At 47.4% G+C, this 17022-nt stretch carries 16 protein-coding genes and 1 CRISPR repeat array; all 16 genes read right to left on the bottom strand.

The features are described from left to right. Positions 1–30: 30 nt before the first annotated feature. Positions 31–401: direct repeats of the CRISPR family, unit length 32 nt; unit sequence ATTTCAATCCACGCTCCCACGAGGGGAGCGAC. A gap of 173 nt (positions 402–574) precedes the next feature. Then, positions 575–865: a CRISPR-associated endonuclease Cas2 gene (gene cas2 / locus ACY2VW_RS08035; protein ID WP_461877706.1), complete on the bottom strand. Its 291-nt coding sequence runs from the start codon at positions 863–865 to the stop codon at positions 575–577. 9 nt (positions 866–874) lie between these two features. Beyond that, entirely contained in the window at positions 875–1906 is a 1032-nt protein-coding gene (gene cas1c / locus ACY2VW_RS08030) for a type I-C CRISPR-associated endonuclease Cas1c (RefSeq protein WP_461877705.1), read from the bottom strand. Next, positions 1903–2565 carry a CRISPR-associated protein Cas4 gene (cas4, locus tag ACY2VW_RS08025; protein WP_461877704.1) on the bottom strand — a complete coding sequence of 221 codons (663 nt, stop codon included), beginning with the start codon at positions 2563–2565 and terminating at the stop codon, positions 1903–1905. The genes cas1c and cas4 overlap by 4 nt, the downstream gene beginning before the upstream one ends. Continuing rightward, positions 2565–3476 carry a type I-C CRISPR-associated protein Cas7/Csd2 gene (gene cas7c / locus ACY2VW_RS08020; protein WP_461877703.1) on the bottom strand — a complete coding sequence of 304 codons (912 nt, stop codon included), beginning with the start codon at positions 3474–3476 and terminating at the stop codon, positions 2565–2567. Before cas7c ends, cas4 begins: the two co-directional genes overlap by 1 nt. Next, complete coding sequence (gene cas8c, locus ACY2VW_RS08015; RefSeq protein WP_461877702.1) at positions 3477–5195, bottom strand: type I-C CRISPR-associated protein Cas8c/Csd1; 1719 nt, start codon at positions 5193–5195, stop codon at positions 3477–3479. It abuts the gene before it with no gap. Continuing rightward, the gene (cas5c, locus tag ACY2VW_RS08010) at positions 5192–5854 is read right to left on the bottom strand and encodes a type I-C CRISPR-associated protein Cas5c (protein WP_461877701.1); all 663 of its coding nucleotides are present in this window, start codon (positions 5852–5854) and stop codon (positions 5192–5194) included. Before cas5c ends, cas8c begins: the two co-directional genes overlap by 4 nt. A 258-nt stretch (positions 5855–6112) precedes the next feature. Then, a complete protein-coding gene (gene cas3 / locus ACY2VW_RS08005; protein ID WP_461877700.1) occupies positions 6113–8257 on the bottom strand; it encodes a CRISPR-associated helicase Cas3' in 2145 nt (714 codons plus the stop codon). 147 nt (positions 8258–8404) lie between these two features. Continuing rightward, positions 8405–10114: an acetyl-CoA carboxylase carboxyltransferase subunit alpha gene (locus ACY2VW_RS08000; RefSeq protein WP_461877699.1), complete on the bottom strand. Its 1710-nt coding sequence runs from the start codon at positions 10112–10114 to the stop codon at positions 8405–8407. A gap of 358 nt (positions 10115–10472) precedes the next feature. Next, positions 10473–11819 carry an acetyl-CoA carboxylase biotin carboxylase subunit gene (locus tag ACY2VW_RS07995; protein ID WP_461877698.1) on the bottom strand — a complete coding sequence of 449 codons (1347 nt, stop codon included), beginning with the start codon at positions 11817–11819 and terminating at the stop codon, positions 10473–10475. Then, complete coding sequence (fabZ, locus tag ACY2VW_RS07990; RefSeq protein WP_022462591.1) at positions 11816–12253, bottom strand: 3-hydroxyacyl-ACP dehydratase FabZ; 438 nt, start codon at positions 12251–12253, stop codon at positions 11816–11818. The genes ACY2VW_RS07995 and fabZ overlap by 4 nt, the downstream gene beginning before the upstream one ends. A gap of 26 nt (positions 12254–12279) precedes the next feature. Continuing rightward, positions 12280–12795 (bottom strand): acetyl-CoA carboxylase biotin carboxyl carrier protein, encoded by a 516-nt coding sequence (accB, locus tag ACY2VW_RS07985; protein ID WP_461877697.1) that lies wholly within the window; start codon positions 12793–12795, stop codon positions 12280–12282. 36 nt (positions 12796–12831) lie between these two features. After that, positions 12832–14067 (bottom strand): beta-ketoacyl-ACP synthase II, encoded by a 1236-nt coding sequence (fabF, locus tag ACY2VW_RS07980; protein ID WP_461877696.1) that lies wholly within the window; start codon positions 14065–14067, stop codon positions 12832–12834. A 30-nt stretch (positions 14068–14097) separates the two neighbouring features. Continuing rightward, positions 14098–14838 carry a 3-oxoacyl-[acyl-carrier-protein] reductase gene (gene fabG, locus ACY2VW_RS07975; protein ID WP_461877695.1) on the bottom strand — a complete coding sequence of 247 codons (741 nt, stop codon included), beginning with the start codon at positions 14836–14838 and terminating at the stop codon, positions 14098–14100. A 28-nt stretch (positions 14839–14866) separates the two neighbouring features. Next, positions 14867–15787, bottom strand: coding sequence for an ACP S-malonyltransferase (gene fabD / locus ACY2VW_RS07970; RefSeq protein ID WP_461877694.1), 921 nt, complete (start codon positions 15785–15787; stop codon positions 14867–14869). Next, entirely contained in the window at positions 15784–16722 is a 939-nt protein-coding gene (gene fabK / locus ACY2VW_RS07965) for an enoyl-[acyl-carrier-protein] reductase FabK (RefSeq protein ID WP_461877693.1), read from the bottom strand. Before fabK ends, fabD begins: the two co-directional genes overlap by 4 nt. Positions 16723–16752: 30 nt before the next feature. Beyond that, on the bottom strand, positions 16753–16980 hold the full coding sequence (acpP, locus tag ACY2VW_RS07960; RefSeq protein WP_022462597.1) for an acyl carrier protein: 228 nt from the start codon (positions 16978–16980) through the stop codon (positions 16753–16755). Between the last annotated feature and the right edge of the window lie 42 nt (positions 16981–17022).

Genomic DNA, 17022 nt, shown 5'->3' with positions numbered 1-17022 from the left:
ACGGCTCTTGTGATTTTTTGTTGACTTGACATTTCAATCCACGCTCCCACGAGGGGAGCGACGATTTACATTCCGATCTTCCCCGGCTCACTCAATGCTATTTCAATCCACGCTCCCACGAGGGGAGCGACCTTCGAGATAATAACTCATGTTGATAACGCTCGATTTCAATCCACGCTCCCACGAGGGGAGCGACTCTATACTTCCAGCAGAGGTACAGGCTTACTTTGATCGGTTATTTCAATCCACGCTCCCACGAGGGGAGCGACGGATAAGAAAGCAGTAAAACCACATTCACGACGATTTCAATCCACGCTCCCACGAGGGGAGCGACGCATCCTCTTTCTTCGTAATAGTGACAATCTTCGAATTTCAATCCACGCTCCCACGAGGGGAGCGACAGCAATTTTATCTAAAATTCACCCTATGTTTTTAACCATTTCTCACAACGCTTCATCTTTCTCCTCCTTCCCTTTCCATTCTTTTCTTCCCCATCTTCTCAATTCCAGCACCTTTTGTGCACTTTTTCAGGTGCGAATCTCCCGGGCTTTTTCTGTGTACTACCGATTCGCACCTAAAAAATCAACACCTGATCTACAGCTGTACCACGTTCTACACCGATATGTTCAACTTTAGTTTTATAATTGTTTCCCAGATAATAAAACCGAAGACTGTCTTTTTCTTCATCGATAATGTCTGCTAAAATAGATTTTAATACAATACACTGTGCATTATCCAATATACATTCGAATACAGAATTTTGCACCCGTCTTCCGTAGTTGGTACATTGTTTGGCGACTTTACGTAAACGTTTTTTCCCCGCATCAGTTTCCGTATTGACATCATATGTGATCAATACCAGCATCCTCCCACCTCACTTCCACAAAAATACAGGATAGCTGTCCAGATCCCCTCGCAGATATCTTGCGAGCAGCATCGCCTGCACATGAGGAACCATTCCCCATTCCACTTTTTCGTTTAGATAGGGATGCATAATTGTTTCTTTTTTCTTATTCTGCCACTCTGCCAGCAGTTTCTTTCGAAGTTCATCGTCCATCAAAACTGCGCCATTTTCTTTTCTGGTAAAATTCTTTCCATTGACGATTTTCTTATTAACAAGTGACAGCACAAAGCGATCCGCCATAACAGCTCTAAGTTCTTCAATCATATCCAGTGCCAGCGAAGCTCTGCCCGGTCTTTCGGTATGCAGATAGCCCATGTAAGGATCCAGACCGACCCCTTCCAACGCCGCTGCAATATTATTCGTCAGAAGCGTATACACAAATGACAGCATTGCATTCATGTTATCCATAGGCGGTCTTTTGTTCCGCCCTTCAAACTTGAAATCTTTCTTCTGCTGCAAAATCAATTCGTCAAACACGCCAAAATAAACACTTGCTGCTTCACCCTCAAATCCTCTTAACTGCTCTTTTGACTCGCAGTTTTGTATCAGCTTCAAAGAATTTTTCAAATTCACAGATGCCGCTTTGACCCGATCTGCATCTATCTGCATTCCGTGATCTCGCACCGCTCGTTCCAGCACCCATCTTGCATTGTACACTTTTCCAAGAATACAATTTTTTGCAATTTCAAGACTGATTTCCGGATCCATACAACTATTGTATTGCTGTTCCCGCAGAACAATATTTCCTTTTGTTTTTCCCGTTACTCTGGCCAGGAACTTTCCCTGTGGCGTCAGAAAACACAATGCTATATTTCGATCCGCGCAGGCTCCCATTAACGCCGGACTTACTCCACGATAACCCAAGGATACAATACTCTCCAAATTATGCAGCGGCAATCTTCCGAGTTCTTTATTCTCCTCATAGATAACAATATTTTCCCCGTCAAGTCCCAGATAACTGTTCTCAGAAGTAACATATAACGTATTTAATAACTTTTTCATTCCTCTTCCTCCAGTCTCTGTTCGATATAGGTTTTCACGGAAGCCGTCTTATTCAGTTTCGGAAGGCAGATATCCTTTAGCGAACATGCATTACATGCTTTGCTCGGTTTCACTTTTGGCGTATACTTTCGTGCATAATATTGATGCATTTCTGCCAACATATGAATTACTTCTTCCCGCAATTCTTTTGTAATTTCTATCTGCTCCCGTCTTCTTGTTTCGCCATAGAAAATTGCCCCCTGCTCCACTCTGGTCGAAAACATTTCCTCCAGACATAACGCCTGTGCCACTACCTGAAGCTTGTCTTCTTCCGTAAGCTTAGGTTTGCCTTTCTTGTATTCCACAGGAAACACAGAATACAATCCTCTATGTCCATGCAGTTGAATTCCATCTTCACACTTCTGGAATTCAACTACATCACACTCCCCGCTGATCCCAAGTTCTCTCGAAGAAACCGGCAGCGCACGAACAATAATCGTATCTTTCCGTTTTTCTGTCAAATAAGGATCGTGTGCCTTTTTATGCATTAGTTCACCCGTGACGGTATGTACGTTTTCAGCCCACTGCTGCTCCACATGAATCAATGCCCATTGTCTTCGGCAGAATTTGAAATGCTGAATTCCGGATATCATCAGATACTCATCTTCTGCATATTCCATCAGACCATCCTTTTCACCTGAATTGACTCAGGAATGTCTTCTTTGCGCAAAGTAACTGTATAGTCCTGATATTTTCTTGGATATTCTACATCTTCCTTTCTTTTTACTTCTACCGCGTCAAATAACTTATATGCAGGGCAGTCACCAAGTTCTTTACTATGCTTGAATACAATCAGTTCACGAACCGCCATTTTGCCTCTTGCTGCTGAATGATCATGCTCAAACATGTTAATAATTGCTTCCCACAGCAGCTCAAGATCTTCTTCTGTAAATCCTGTTACTTTACGTGCAAGATTTGCTGACACAAAACCTTCTGCACGATATAAGGCATACGGTACAATACTCTTACGTCCCATTTCTGTGCTCTTGTTTTCTGCATCTTTTTCTGTTGTGATGGCTACTCGAGTAATTGTAACCTCCTGACTGATAATTGGATCAACGCTGCGTGCAAATCCGATCTGCACCGGACCTCTTACCTGTCCACAATTCAGTGATGCTTTCACGAAAGTTGTCATAACTGCACCAAAGGTTCGGATATCGAAAAAGTGATCGCACATATAATTTCTTAATTTTATATCTGCATCCGGATCATTTTTTTTCAGCTTTTTCAATTCTTCTGTCACCTTTTTGTCTTCTGTTTCCTTGATACCTAACGACGCACATGCTTCCCGGTCACTTCGATTGAGCGGAACATCTTCTTTAATATAAATTTTATAGCCATCCTCATCTTCTTTTACTGTCTCAACATAATTTCTGATTTTCCTTTTCAGGCATACATCTGTAACAAGACCTAAGCCACTTTCTGGGTCAATGCGCGGCATATTTCCGGCATCTGGATCGCCGTTCGGATTTCCATTTTCCACGTCAAACAATACAACAAATTCATATCTGTTTTTGATCACATCACTCATTTACTTTTCCTCCCGTTTTTCATACTTTTTCTGTGTCTGATGATAATATCCCAGGATAAATTTCCCCTGTTCTTCCAGCGATAACTGTTTCGGAACATATGGCAGTTCTCCAATCAATTTCGTTAAAAGCTTTTCGTAATAAATCTTTGAACTATCTCTTTCCAGTTTTCTGATATGACTGTTTTTCAGTTTAATCAGAATTGGAAAAATAATGGCTGGTGTCGCACATGCCGCGTTGAAATAACGGTCTCGAATTGTCGATTTAATTCCCGGATTTGCATCCATCTGTATGGATTCCAGTACAGAAAATAATTGTCCCAGCGTAAACGCAATCTCATTTTTTTCAGTTTCCATATAAGTTTCACCATCCTCCCATTTACAATTTTTTATAAGATATGCTTTTATAATTGCCGCTCGTCCCCAGGTTACCCGTCCCTGTTCTGCCCGTATTCGAATCAATGTATCCGTATACAGGCTTGCCGGATATCTACTGTCTGCAAGAACTGCTTCCAGTACCATTGCTGCCATGTTTGCAACAGGCTTTTTATCTTTTGATTTCTGATTGACTGTTTCTTTCAGCATATCATCGACTCCAAGATACTCCATTTCAGCCCATTTTGGTTTTGGAACCTCAAGTCTCTGATAATGATTTTTAAAGTTTCTTAAAACATTTCCAAACGAATTTTGATAAAAAAATCTCACCGACAATCTTGCCGCATTAGGGGCCAAACATAAGATATAAAATCTTTGATCCGTATTGATTTTTATGTCTTTTACATCAATATATTGTCCTTTTTCTATCTTTTCCAATACATCATGCACCACATCCTCATTGTCTTTCGTTGGATTCAGAAATGTAGAAAAGAAATCCTGATATTCCGTTTTTGCTTCTTCCGCCCAATAGACAACCATTGAATCCCCCAAAGAAAACGTATACTTTTTTTGTGACAGAAGATAATTCAGTGCTGTCGTATAGGCAAATTCTGCATATTTTCCAACAGGGGCATTATAGCTTTGTTCCTTGTTATAAGATTCAAACGCGGGTGCATTAAAAGAGACCAAGGAAGCTCCACTCGACTGTGCTCCAGGAATGCCTTTAATATTTTTGTGGATTCTGGAAATTCCATCTGGCTTTCCTGTTACAAGGCAAATGCCGACTGCATCTCCCTGTCTCTGATCCAGAGTTTTTTCCCACGCTTTCTGAATCATTTCATCATCCTGTGCATATTTTCCATTCACTAAGAAAATCAGATTACTTCCTTCCGTCAGCTCTTCCCACGATTCGGCAACGGCTGGATTTTCCTTGGCCTGTTCTGGTTCCCAATTTTCGAAAAAAGCACAAATTGCGTGTGCCGCTTCTCCCTGCACATTCTGTAAGATCTGTAAGTGTTTTTCTTTTGCTGACTGGAAACATTCCAACATTCTCTTGTTTGTTCCATCTTCGTCTATTCCCAGAATATATTTGGAATTATCGCATAGAAAATTAGCAGAAACTCCGGAAGATCGAGTCACCATCTCCGGCACAGTCAATGGCTGCGGACTCAATATCGTTTTCTTTCCAGTCTGCTGCTCCCTCTTTAAACTCAGAACAGCTTGAACCTTTCCGTCGTATGACAATTGAAGACCATAAGAAACTTTTCCTGTACACCATCCTCTCTTTGAAATCTTTCCTTGCTTTTCCAAATCTTCGTAATACTTTACCAATGCCTGAAGAATCATCGTATCACCTCACAATTCCGTAAATCAATGACACCCTTCCGCATAACTGCTCGAAAAAACATCGGCTCAATATTCTCTGGATCAGAATAGTCCATGTCAAAAAGCATCAGGCCCAGATCTTTTTCTTCCTCATTCTCATATGCAGTGTGGATCTCCTCTCCTTCATATAGAGCAAAATGTGCTGGAAATTCCCGGCAGCCAAAATATGGCATGTGATAGCATTCTCCTCTTTTGAGTCTTCGAATTGTAATATCTTTAAATTTGCCTGGATTATCTGTTTCATTCGCTTTATCTGTCATTCCAAAATGGGCTTCTATCACGTACTCTACATCTGTCAATATCACGGAAGCCCTCTGTACAATGTCCTGTTTTGTGCTGATATACAATGGTTTTTCTGCGCCATTGTATACTTCCAGAACTTTGCTTGCCAATGCCTTGCTTTTTACCTCATTTCTTCGAACACTGGTAAAACGAATTGGCTTGTTCACATAGATTCGATCAATTTTCCATTTGAGACCAGGGTGCCAGTAAATCGCCTCCAGAATCCCTCTTGCTGCGGAAGGCGTCATCACATCATACGAATATCTTTCCACTTTTAGCTCCGGCCTTGAAAACAGTGCATAATCCCCCCAGACTTTAACTTTTACTCCAATTCCCATAGGCGTTTCCTCTTTTCCTTATTGTTAGACTTATGTCTTTTCTCTATTTTTCACTTGTACTATTATGTTTTCATCATACTATATCTTTTTCTGTAATTCAATTAAAATTTTAAATAAAAATGTATTGAAATTTTTATGTATTTTGATTATAATAATTCTGACAGGATCTCCTCCTGCGGATTGAAAAAATACATTTTTCTTTAACGAAAAAACGAGAGGGAATGGAAGTTTTTAATTCTTCCATTCCCTCTCGCTTTTTCATACAAATAACGCTGTCCCCAATTCAACCGACAAATCCAATCCCATCTCTTCTGTATAGCGTTCAGGATCAGTTAATTCATAAAAATCTTTTACATCCTCAGAAACCCCTCGCACAATTCCTGCCGCATAGAATTTTTCCATTTCATTTTTACGAACGTTAATGCAAAACTTGCCAGCCTGCCTCATGTTTTTTCTGGTAAATCCCTGAAATTTTATCTCTTGCAGTATCTTCTTTGCCTCTTCCGTATTTCCAATAAATAACGCTGCCGTGTCTTCTTCAATTAATTTAAAATTCTGTGCTGTTTCTTTAAAATTATATTTTCCTTTTTCACAATTCTGCAGGATTTTCTTTTTATCCAGATCTTCTCCCCGTAAATAATACAGTCTTTCAAAATACGCTTTTATTGTTCCTAAATCTGAAATCTCGACTTTCTCTGCAATCAGACTTTTTGCCACATCAATTTGCTGTCTTTGTCCCGAAACGGTTTCTTTTTCATCGAATTGAAAAATAAACACATTGCTTTCAGAAACATCGTACTCCCCTTCTCTATTGCATCTTCCCGCCGCCTGAATCATCGAGTCAATTCCCGCCAGTTGTCTGTATACTGTCCGGAAATTCAGATCCACTCCAGCTTCCACGAGGCTGGTAGCAATCACAATACATTTCTGCGGATTCTTTTTATCCAATCTTGTCCTTATCTGCTCCAATACTCGCTTTCTATGCTTCGGATACATACTCGTTGATAAGTGGTAACAGCCTTCGCCTTTTAGTTTCTGATATAATTTCTGCGCTTTTTTCCTCGTATTGACAATACATAATGTCTGGAATCCGCCTTCCAATCTGCTTATAAGTTCTTCTTCCCTTAGATAGCCAAGATTTTTATAGCGCACTCGCTCAAAAAATCGGAATTGTTCTTCCATCCTCGGACATAGTTCTATTGCATTTCTCTCCTTTTGAAAGAGAGACTGCAATGCTGGCTGTGTAGCCGTACAGAGTACCACGCTTGATCCGTAACGGTCAATCAATTCTTCCATCACAGCAATACATGGTTTCAGATAATCGACCGGCAGCATCTGTGCTTCATCAAAAATAATTACACTGTTGGCCATATTGTGGAGTTTTCTGCATTTTGATGATTTATTAGCATACAGAGATTCAAAAAACTGTACATTCGTAGTAACTACAACCGGTTTATCCCAGTTTTCCGCGGCAAGCTGCATCGGTTTGAATTCTTCCGAACTATCATAATCAACATTATAATGATTTTCCAGAACATTCTGATCTCCCAAAATTTCCCTAAAAACTCCTGCATTCTGCTCAATGATGCTCGTATATGGAATCACATAGATAATTCGATCCATATGATTGTACACACCATGTTTTAATGCAAATCCCAACGATGCGGTTGTCTTTCCGCCTCCCGTTGGAACCGTTAAGCGAAACAGTCCTTTCGGATTATTCCCTTGTTCCATGCAGTTTCTTAAGATTTCTGTTCTTCTTCCATTAACTGACTCTGTTTCCTTATTTTTCAACCAATCTTCAACATGTTTCTCCAGCTTATGCAAAAGCGTCGTCAGTTTCTCCCCCGCCTCGCGCTGTGTCTGCCCCGCTTTCATAAAATCTTCTGTATCCAGAAAATCTGCATCTACAAGACACGAATACAGCATTCTCATAAAAAAGCTCAAAGAAAAATCTGGATTTTCTGTTTCTGTTGGATTGAATGGCAGCGTTGTTAATGCCGGAATTTGTACTTCTGTTTTGTACGCCTGATAGTCTTCGATCCGCTTTTTCCTTCGACCTGCCAATGTAGATGCACTTCCCGTATCCAGTTCATTCCCATAATCAGGCAGACCTGCATGGTGTCCTGCAATGCAATATTCTAATAGTGGATACATTCCCTGCTGTTCCAGACATAATCGAGCACCCGCTGTCGCGTGGTCTACACTGATACTATTATCTTCCTTGATTTTTCTCTGAAATTTGTCGCTGTACTTTCCAATATCATGCAGCATTCCACAGCAATAGCCCCATTCCCCTTTGCCAAATTTTTCCGCAAAATCCCTTGCCCGTTCTGCTGTTCCCAGCAGATGCTGCAACAACAACTGTACTCGATCTTCCTCTCGATGTGCTATATATTCCATTGTAAAATTCCCCCTTTGTTCTTAAAAATATATTAACCTAACTACTGCTAATTGTATATAAAAATAATCACCTGCTGTAAAAACAGATGATTATTTTTGAACTCAATTATATTTTATGTAAAATGGATCGGTAACTATTTTCTTTTTTTACATCTTGCGAAATCTCCGATACCTCTTCTCTACCAACTCTTCCGCATCCAGCTCCGCATATTTTCCCATAAATTTCTGAATCTTCCTTCTCAAATCTCCACAAACCGCAGGTAACGTCTCCATCGTAAACTCTTCCGGTTCCGCCACAATCTCTTCTACGATTCCAAGCTCTTTCAAATCCCCCGCCGTCAGCTTCATCACCTCAGCGGCCTCCGGCGCGCGTTTGCCGTCTTTCCACAGGATGCTTGCAAATCCCTCCGGCGACAGGATGGAGTAGATGGCGTTCTGCATCATCCACACTTCATCCGCCACGGCGAGTGCCAGTGCACCGCCGCTGCCGCCTTCTGAGATGACAATAGAAAGAACCGGCGTTTTTAACGCTGACATTTCATACAAATTCTGTGCAATCGCCTCGCCCTGGCCGCGTTCTTCGGCTTCCATTCCGCAGAAGGCGCCTGGGGTGTCTACGAGACAGATAACAGGCCTGTGGAATTTTTCGGCCTGTTTCATCAGACGCAGGGCTTTGCGGTAGCCCTCCGGGGACGGCATGCCGAAATTGCGGCGGATGTTTTCTTTCGTATCCGCGCCTTTCGCCTCGGCGATGACCGTGACCGGTGTGCCGTCAAACGATGCAATACCGCCGATGATCGCCGCATCATCGCCATACAGTCGATCACCATGAAACTCAATAAAATCAGGAAACAGCTCCCGAATATAATCTTCTCCCACTGGTCGGTCCTTTTTCCGCGCTTTCTGCACACAGTCCCAAGCCGATGTTTTCTCTCCCGTTTCTGGTGCTGCCAAAGACCGCTTCGCGTCTCCATCCCCCAAAGTCAGCACTTCTGAGGAAACTTCGATATCTTTCCCATGCATCCGCAGAATCTCCGCCAGCACCTCCTTCGCCTCTTCCCGCGGCAGAATCCGATCCACAAACCCATGTTCCACCAGAAACTCCGCCCGCTGGAACCCTTTCGGCAGTTTCTGTCCGATTGTCTGCTCAATAACCCTCGGCCCTGCAAACCCGATCAGCGCATGCGGCTCCGCCAGAATAATGTCCCCCAGCATCGCCCAGCTCGCCGTCACGCCGCCCGTTGTCGGATCCGTCAGCACACTCACATACAGAAGCCCCGCATCACTGTGTCTTTTCAGCGCCGCCGACGTCTTCGCCATCTGCATCAGAGAAACAATCCCCTCCTGCATCCGCGCCCCTCCCGAGCACGCAAACAAAATCACCGGCAGCGAAAGCTCGGTCGCCCTCTCCACCGCCCGCGTAATCTTCTCCCCAACAGCCTCCCCCATACTGGCCATCATAAACCTGCCATCACAGACCCCGATCACCGTCTCCATCCCGTTGATCCGTCCCTTACCAGTCACAACAGCCTCCGTAAGTCCTGTTCTCTCCTGCAGAGCCCTCACCTTCTCTTCATACCCAGGAAATCCTAACGGATTTCCTGCCGTCAGCCCCTGATCCCATTCCTCAAAACTCCCCTGATCCAGAAGAAAATCAACCCTCCGATACGCATGCACCCGAAAATAATTCCCACACTTCGGACAAATATAAAGATTCCTCTTCACATCCTCCGTAAAAATAGCCGCCTTACAAGCATTACACTTCTTCAAAATCCCCTGCGGCGCCTCCGGCACAACCCCATCAGCCACACGTTCCTTCCGAAACACCGTCTTCTTAAAATACTTACCCAGCATCATACCACCATCACTCCTTACAATCCTTTATTTCGCACCAAAGACTCCCGTCTTCCATCCACTCTCTTGTCCATTCCATCCCAGCCGCACCGCCCCGCGGTGTCGCTGACCACACTCTCCCAGTCGTGGGTCTGATCTCAGCCGCCCGGCAGTACAGCAGAAGGGGACGGCGCATTTGCAGGAGGAATTAGAAACACTTAGGCTTCCAGAATTTGCGTTATTTTCAAAAATCCAACTGTCTGAGCGACAGCGAGTTTTGGATTTTTGAAAATGGTTTTAGCAAATGCTGGAGGCCTTAGTTTTTCTTTCCTCCGAAACCGCGCCGTCCCCCTCTGCTGTACTGCCGGGCGGCGTCCGTCTCTCACAAGCTCTCCGTCAACCGCTCCACAAACTCAATATCCGCCCTCCCGGCCAGATACTCCTCTTCATTTAAAATAGAATACAAATAATCAACGTTAGTGTCGACTCCCTCAATGACGACTTCCCCCAGCGCACTCCTCATCCGCGCAATCGCCTCCTCACGCGTCCTCCCATGCACAATCAGTTTCGCCAGCATCGAATCATAAAACGCCGGAATCACATACCCGTCATACGCCGCTGTATCCACCCGTACTCCAAACCCGCCCGGCAGATGCATCTCCGTAATCTCCCCCGGACAAGGCCGGAAATTCTTCGCCGGATTCTCCGCATTAATCCTGCACTCAATCGCATGCCCCGAAAGCCGGACCTCCCCCTGCGTCACCGACAGCGGCATCCCCGAAGCCACCCGAAGCTGCTCCTGAATCAGATCCACCCCCGTGACCCACTCCGTCACTGGATGCTCCACCTGAATCCGCGTATTCATCTCCATAAAATAAAAATTCCCGTCCGGCTCCAGCAGAAACTCAATCGTCCCCGCATTCACATAATGCGCCGCCTTCGCCGCCCGGACCGCCGCCGAGCCCATCCGCTCCCGCAGCGTATCATCAATCGCCACACAAGGCGACTCCTCAATCATCTTCTGATGATTCCTCTGAATCGAGCAGTCCCGCTCGCCAAGATGAATCACATTCCCGAACGAGTCCGCCATAATCTGAAACTCCACATGACGCGGATGACGAATCAGCCGCTCCACATACATCGTCCCGTCCGCAAACGAACTTTCAGCCTCCTTCTGCGCCGTCTGAAACGCACTCTGGAACTCCCCGCGCGTCTCCGCCATGCGCATGCCCTTGCCGCCGCCTCCAAGCGCCGCCTTAATCATCACCGGAAAACCAATCCGGTCGGCCTCAGAAAGACCCGTCTCCCAGTCAAAAACAGGTTCCTTCGTCCCCGGAATCACCGGAACCCCGGCCTCCTGCATCGTATTCCGAGCCTCTGACTTATTGCCCAGACGATCCATCACCTCCGGCGACGGCCCAATCCACGTAATATGACACTCCTGGCATCTCCGCGCAAACGTGCTGTTCTCCGACAGAAATCCAAATCCCGGATGAATCGCATCCGCCCCCGTCACAAGCGCCGCACTCAAAATACGTTCCATATTTAAATAACTGTCCTTCGACGGTGCCGGCCCGATGCACACCGCCTCATCCGCGAGCTGCGCATGCAGTGCCTCCCGGTCCGCCTCCGAATAAACAGCAACCGTGAGAATTCCCATCTCACGGCATGCCCGGATAATCCGGACCGCGATCTCCCCACGGTTTGCAATCAAAACTTTTCGAATCATTGTGCTGCCCCCACCATAAAGGTCAGTTCCGCCTGCGCGACCACCTTGCCGTCGACCGAAGCAACCGCTTCCCCGACGCCCATCGGTCCCTTGTGGCGGATAATTTTCGTCTCCAGACGAAGCTTGTCTCCCGGTTTCACTTTTCCCTTAAAACGGCACTTGTTGATGCCGCCAAAAAATGCAATTTTTCCCTTATTCTCGTCAAGAGAAAGAATCGCAACCGCACCGACCTGCGCCAGCGCCTCGATAATCAGCACGCCCGGCATCACCGGCTCCTGCGGAAAATGACCCGCAAAAAAATCCTCGCGGTACGTCACACATTTATACCCAATGCCGAATTCTCCCGGCTCAAAATCTTCTATATAATCCACCAGCAGAAACGGATGCCTGTGTGGAATAATCTCCTGAATCTGTTTCGTTGTCAAACTGTTCATTCGCTGCTTCCTTTCTCGTCCCGGCTTTACGCTTTCACCCGGAACAGCGGTTTTCCGTAATCAACCATCTCGCCGTTTTTCACCAGAACCTCCGCAATCACGCCGTCCACTTCGCTCTCAATCTCATTCATCAGCTTCATGGCCTCCACGATCGCTACAACCTGTCCCTTTTTCACGGTGTCGCCGACCTTCACAAACGGATCAGCATCCTCAGCCGGGGCTGTGTAAAATGTTCCGACCAGCGGTGATGTCACAAAAACGCCTTCTTCTGCTTCGCTGTGCTCCTCAGCCGCTGTATTTTTTCCTGCCGTTTCTTTTCTCTCCGGCATGGCTGCTTCTTTCGCTGTCACGCCATTTGCTCCGCCCATCATCTCTGCCATCTGCAGACCGGCACCGGATGGAACGCCGCTCATCTGCACCTGCACCGGAGCTGCTTTTCCATGCTCCATGGCAATCTTGATCCCATCAGCCTCGTAATCAAACGCGGTCAGCGAAGAATCCGAAACTTTATCAATCAACTGTAAAATCTGATCTAATTCCATCTTATTTTCCTTTCTGCACCGGAACACGGTGCCGCTTTATTCATATTTCTGAAACAGCAGCACCGCATTGTGGCCGCCAAAGCCAAGGGAATTGCTCATTGCCAGTTTCACATCCGTCTTGACCGGAGCGCCGATGCAGTAATTCAGATCACATTCCGCATCCGCTTCCCTGGTTCCAATCGTCTGATGCACGAAGCCGTCCTGAATGGATTTCGCACAGACAACAGCTTCCACGCCGCCTGCCGCACCGAGGAGGTGACCGACCATCGATTTTGTCGAGTTGACCAGCACATGGTCTGCCGCATCGCCGAACGCTTTCCGGATCGCACGTGTTTCAAACAGATCGTTGTGATGTGTTGAGGTTCCGTGTGCATTGATATACGTAACCTCTTCCGGTTTTACGCCGGCTTCTTCCATCGCAAGCTCCATCGCACGCGCCGCGCCGCTTCCGTCTTCGAGCGGAGAAGTAATGTGGTACGCATCGCAGGTTGCGCCGTATCCGACTACCTCTGCATAGATCTTCGCGCCGCGCTGTTTCGCGTGCTCCAGCTCCTCAAGTACGAGAATACCGGCGCCTTCGCCCATGACGAAACCGTTTCGGTCCTTATCAAACGGAATCGAAGCCCGCAGCGGATCTTCCGACTCGGAAAGTGCGGTCAGTGCCGAAAAGCCTGCCACGCCGATCGGCGTAATTGCGCTCTCCGCGCCGCCTGCCACGCAGATGTCCGCGTCGTTGTACTGAATCGCACGGAAGGCATCACCGATGCAGTGGGTACCTGTCGCACATGCCGTCACCACGCTGGTGCATTTTCCCTTTGCGCCGAGCGCGATCGCAACGTTTCCCGCCGCCATGTTCGCAATCATCACCGGAACGGTAAACGGGTTGACGCGGGACGGATTTCCGGCATCAATTTTGGCTTTCGCCTGCTCACATGCATTCAGATCACCGACGCCGGAGCCCACCAGAACGCCGACGCGGAACGGATCTTCATTCTCCATGGAAATGCCGGCATCTGCAAACGCTTCTTTTGCTGCCGCAACGGCATACTGGGAGAAGGTTCCCATTCGTCTTGCTGCCTTGAAATCCATGCGTTCTTTTGCCACGAAGCCTTTGACCTCGCCTGCCAGATGTACTTTATATTCTGCTGTATCAAATTTCGTAATCGTTCCGATTCCGCAGGCTCCCTCTCGGACGCCGTTCCAGAATTCCTCCACGGTATTTCCAATCGGGGTAACCGCTCCAAGTCCTGTAATAACTACTCTTCTCTTCATTCCAAACTCTCCATTCTTTTCTTGTAACGATTACATCACCATGCCGCCGTCGCAGTGAATCACCTGTCCGGTGATGTAAGCTGCCGTTTCGGATGCCAGAAATGCAGCCAGGTTTGCCACATCCTCCGGCTTTCCGAAATGGCCGAGCGGAATCTGGGATACGGATGCTTCTTTCACTTTATCCGAAAGAACCTCCGTCATATCGGTCTCAATAAAGCCCGGCGCAATCGCATTGACGCGGATGCCACGGGATGCCAGTTCCCGTGCCGCCGTTTTCGTCAGGCCGATCACACCCGCTTTCGATGCCGCATAATTTGCCTGTCCGGCGTTTCCTGCCACGCCGACCACAGAAGCCATGTTGATGATGCAGCCGCTCTTCTGGCGGATCATCGGCCGTGCCGCAAAGCGGATGCAGTTGAACGTTCCCTTGAGGTTTGTCTCAATGACACGGTCGAAGGCTTCCTCCGACATGCCCATCAGAAGGCCGTCCTTTGTGATGCCCGCGTTGTTGACCAGAATATCGATTTTCCCATACAAAGCAAGAATTTCCTTCATCCACGCTTCACACGCCGCAAAATCCGATACATTGCACTGCATCACACAGCCGTCTCCTCCTGCCGCGCGGATTCCCGCAAGCACGGTTTCGGCCGCCTCTTTCGAACCATTGTAATTGATGACGACAAAGGCTCCCTCCGCCGCCAGTTTTTCTGCAATCGCACGCCCGATTCCGCGGGATGCGCCCGTTACTACTGCTGTTTTTCCACTTAACATCTCATTCTCCTGCTGCATAATCCACTATCTATAATAAAGTTTCGCACACCTGCTGCATCTCTTCATAGGTGCGGATATTGTAACCCTTTACCTCCCGGTTGATTTTTCTCAAAAATCCGGTCAGCGTTCTTCCCGGTCCAATTTCCACGAAGGTGTCAACGCCGTCCGCAATCATCGCCTCGATGCTCTGCTGCCACCGCACGCCGGATGCCACCTGCTGAATCAGAAGGCCGCGTGTCAATGCAATGTCACGCACATACTGGCCGGTCACATTCGTTACATACGGAATCGCGAGTTCCATAAAGCCGACACCCTCAAGCGCCTCCGTCAGTCCCTTGGATGCAGATTCCATCATCGGGGAATGGAACGGGCCGCTTACGTTCAGCGGAAGTACCCGCTTTGCGCCTGCTTCTTTTAACTTTTCCGAAGCCTCTGCCACTGCCGCCTCATATCCGGTGATGACAATCTGACCCGGGCAGTTGTAATTGGCAATGTAGGCGCCGGAAATCCCGCTCAAAATCTCTTCGATTTTTGCAGCTTCCATGCCGAGCACCGCCGCCATCGCGCCCTCGCCTGCCGGAACGGCCTCCTCCATCAGGATGCCTCTTCTGCGGACGACCTTCATCGCATCCGCCATTTCCATACCGCCGGCGGACACAATCGCGTTGTACTCGCCAAGGCTGAGGCCCGCTGTCACATCCGGCGTAAGGCCGCACGCCCGGATGGACTGCTCCATCGCCATTCCGGTTGTCAGCAGTGCAATCTGAGTAAACTCTGTCTGATCCAGATGTTCATTTTCCTCAAAACAGAGTTTTTTCATATCAATCCCGATCAGCTCGGATGCCATATCGTAGACGGCTCTCGCTTTCGGACATGCTTCATAAAAATCCGCGCCCATGCCGACACACTGGGAACCCTGTCCCGGAAACATAAATGCTGTTTTACTCATAACCGCGCCGGTGCTCCTTTCAGAAGTTCTTCCATCTCATTCATCATCTGCTCGATGATTTCTTTGCAGCTTTTCTCGTCTTTTACCATACCTGCAATCTGACCGGACATCACGCTTCCGGTTTTGACATCGCCGTCCACAACGGCTCTTCGAAGACCGCCGAGCGTCAGTTTTTCCAGCTCTTCGAACGGAGCTCCCTCTTTTTCCAGTTCCAGATAATGGCGTGTCATCTCATTTCGGATCGCCCGCACCGGATGACCGGTTGTGCGGCCTGTCACGCGGGTATCAATATCTTTCGCCCTGATCACCAGCTGCTTGTAATTTTCATGCACAACGGCCTCTTTCGAAGCGACAAAACGTGTTCCCATCTGAACCGCCTCGGCACCAAGCATAAAGGCTGCCGCCATGCCGCGTCCGTCCGCAATTCCACCGGCCGCAATGACTGGAATTTTTACGGCATCTGCCACCTGCGGAACGAGTGCCATCGTTGTCGTCTCGCCGATATGGCCGCCGGACTCACATCCTTCTGCCACAACGGCATCTGCGCCTGCGCGCTCCATTCGTCTTGCAAGAGCCACGGAAGCGACCACCGGGATGACGCGGATACCAGCGTTTTTCCACAGTTCCATATATTTCTCCGGATTTCCTGCGCCCGTCGTAACGACTTTTACGCCTTCCTCGGCAACCACTTTTGCCACCTCATCTGCATACGGGCTCATCAGCATGATGTTGACGCCGAACGGTTTGTCCGTCAGTTTTTTTGCTTCGCGGATTTCATTCCGAACCCACTCTGCCGGTGCCGCCGATGCTCCGATGAGGCCAAGGCCGCCGGCCTCGGAAACTGCCGCTGCCAGATGATGCTCCGCCACCCAGGCCATGCCGCCCTGAATGACTGGATACTGAATCCCGAGTAATTTTGTCACTTCTGTGATCATGAATCGCTTCCTCCTGCTTCCCGATCTTTCTTAGTTTTTGTGCTGCTCCAGATACTCTGCAACATCACCGACAGTTACCATCGTTTCCAGATCCTCGGTCGGGATTTCCACTCCGCAGGTGTCCTCGAGGGACATAACCATTTCAAACAGATCCAGGGAATCTGCTCCGAGATCCTCTTTGAAGGAAGTCTCCGCTGTGATGGTATCGATGTCTGCTCCCAGTGCTTCTGCTACGGTTTCTTTTACTTTTTCTAACATGTTTTTGTCCTCACTTTTTTTCTTATTCTTCTTATTTTATAT

The organism is Fusicatenibacter sp. (assembly GCF_977045365.1).
Note: the sequence above shows the minus strand (reverse complement) of the source record. Positions and strands in the feature narration are given on the sequence as shown.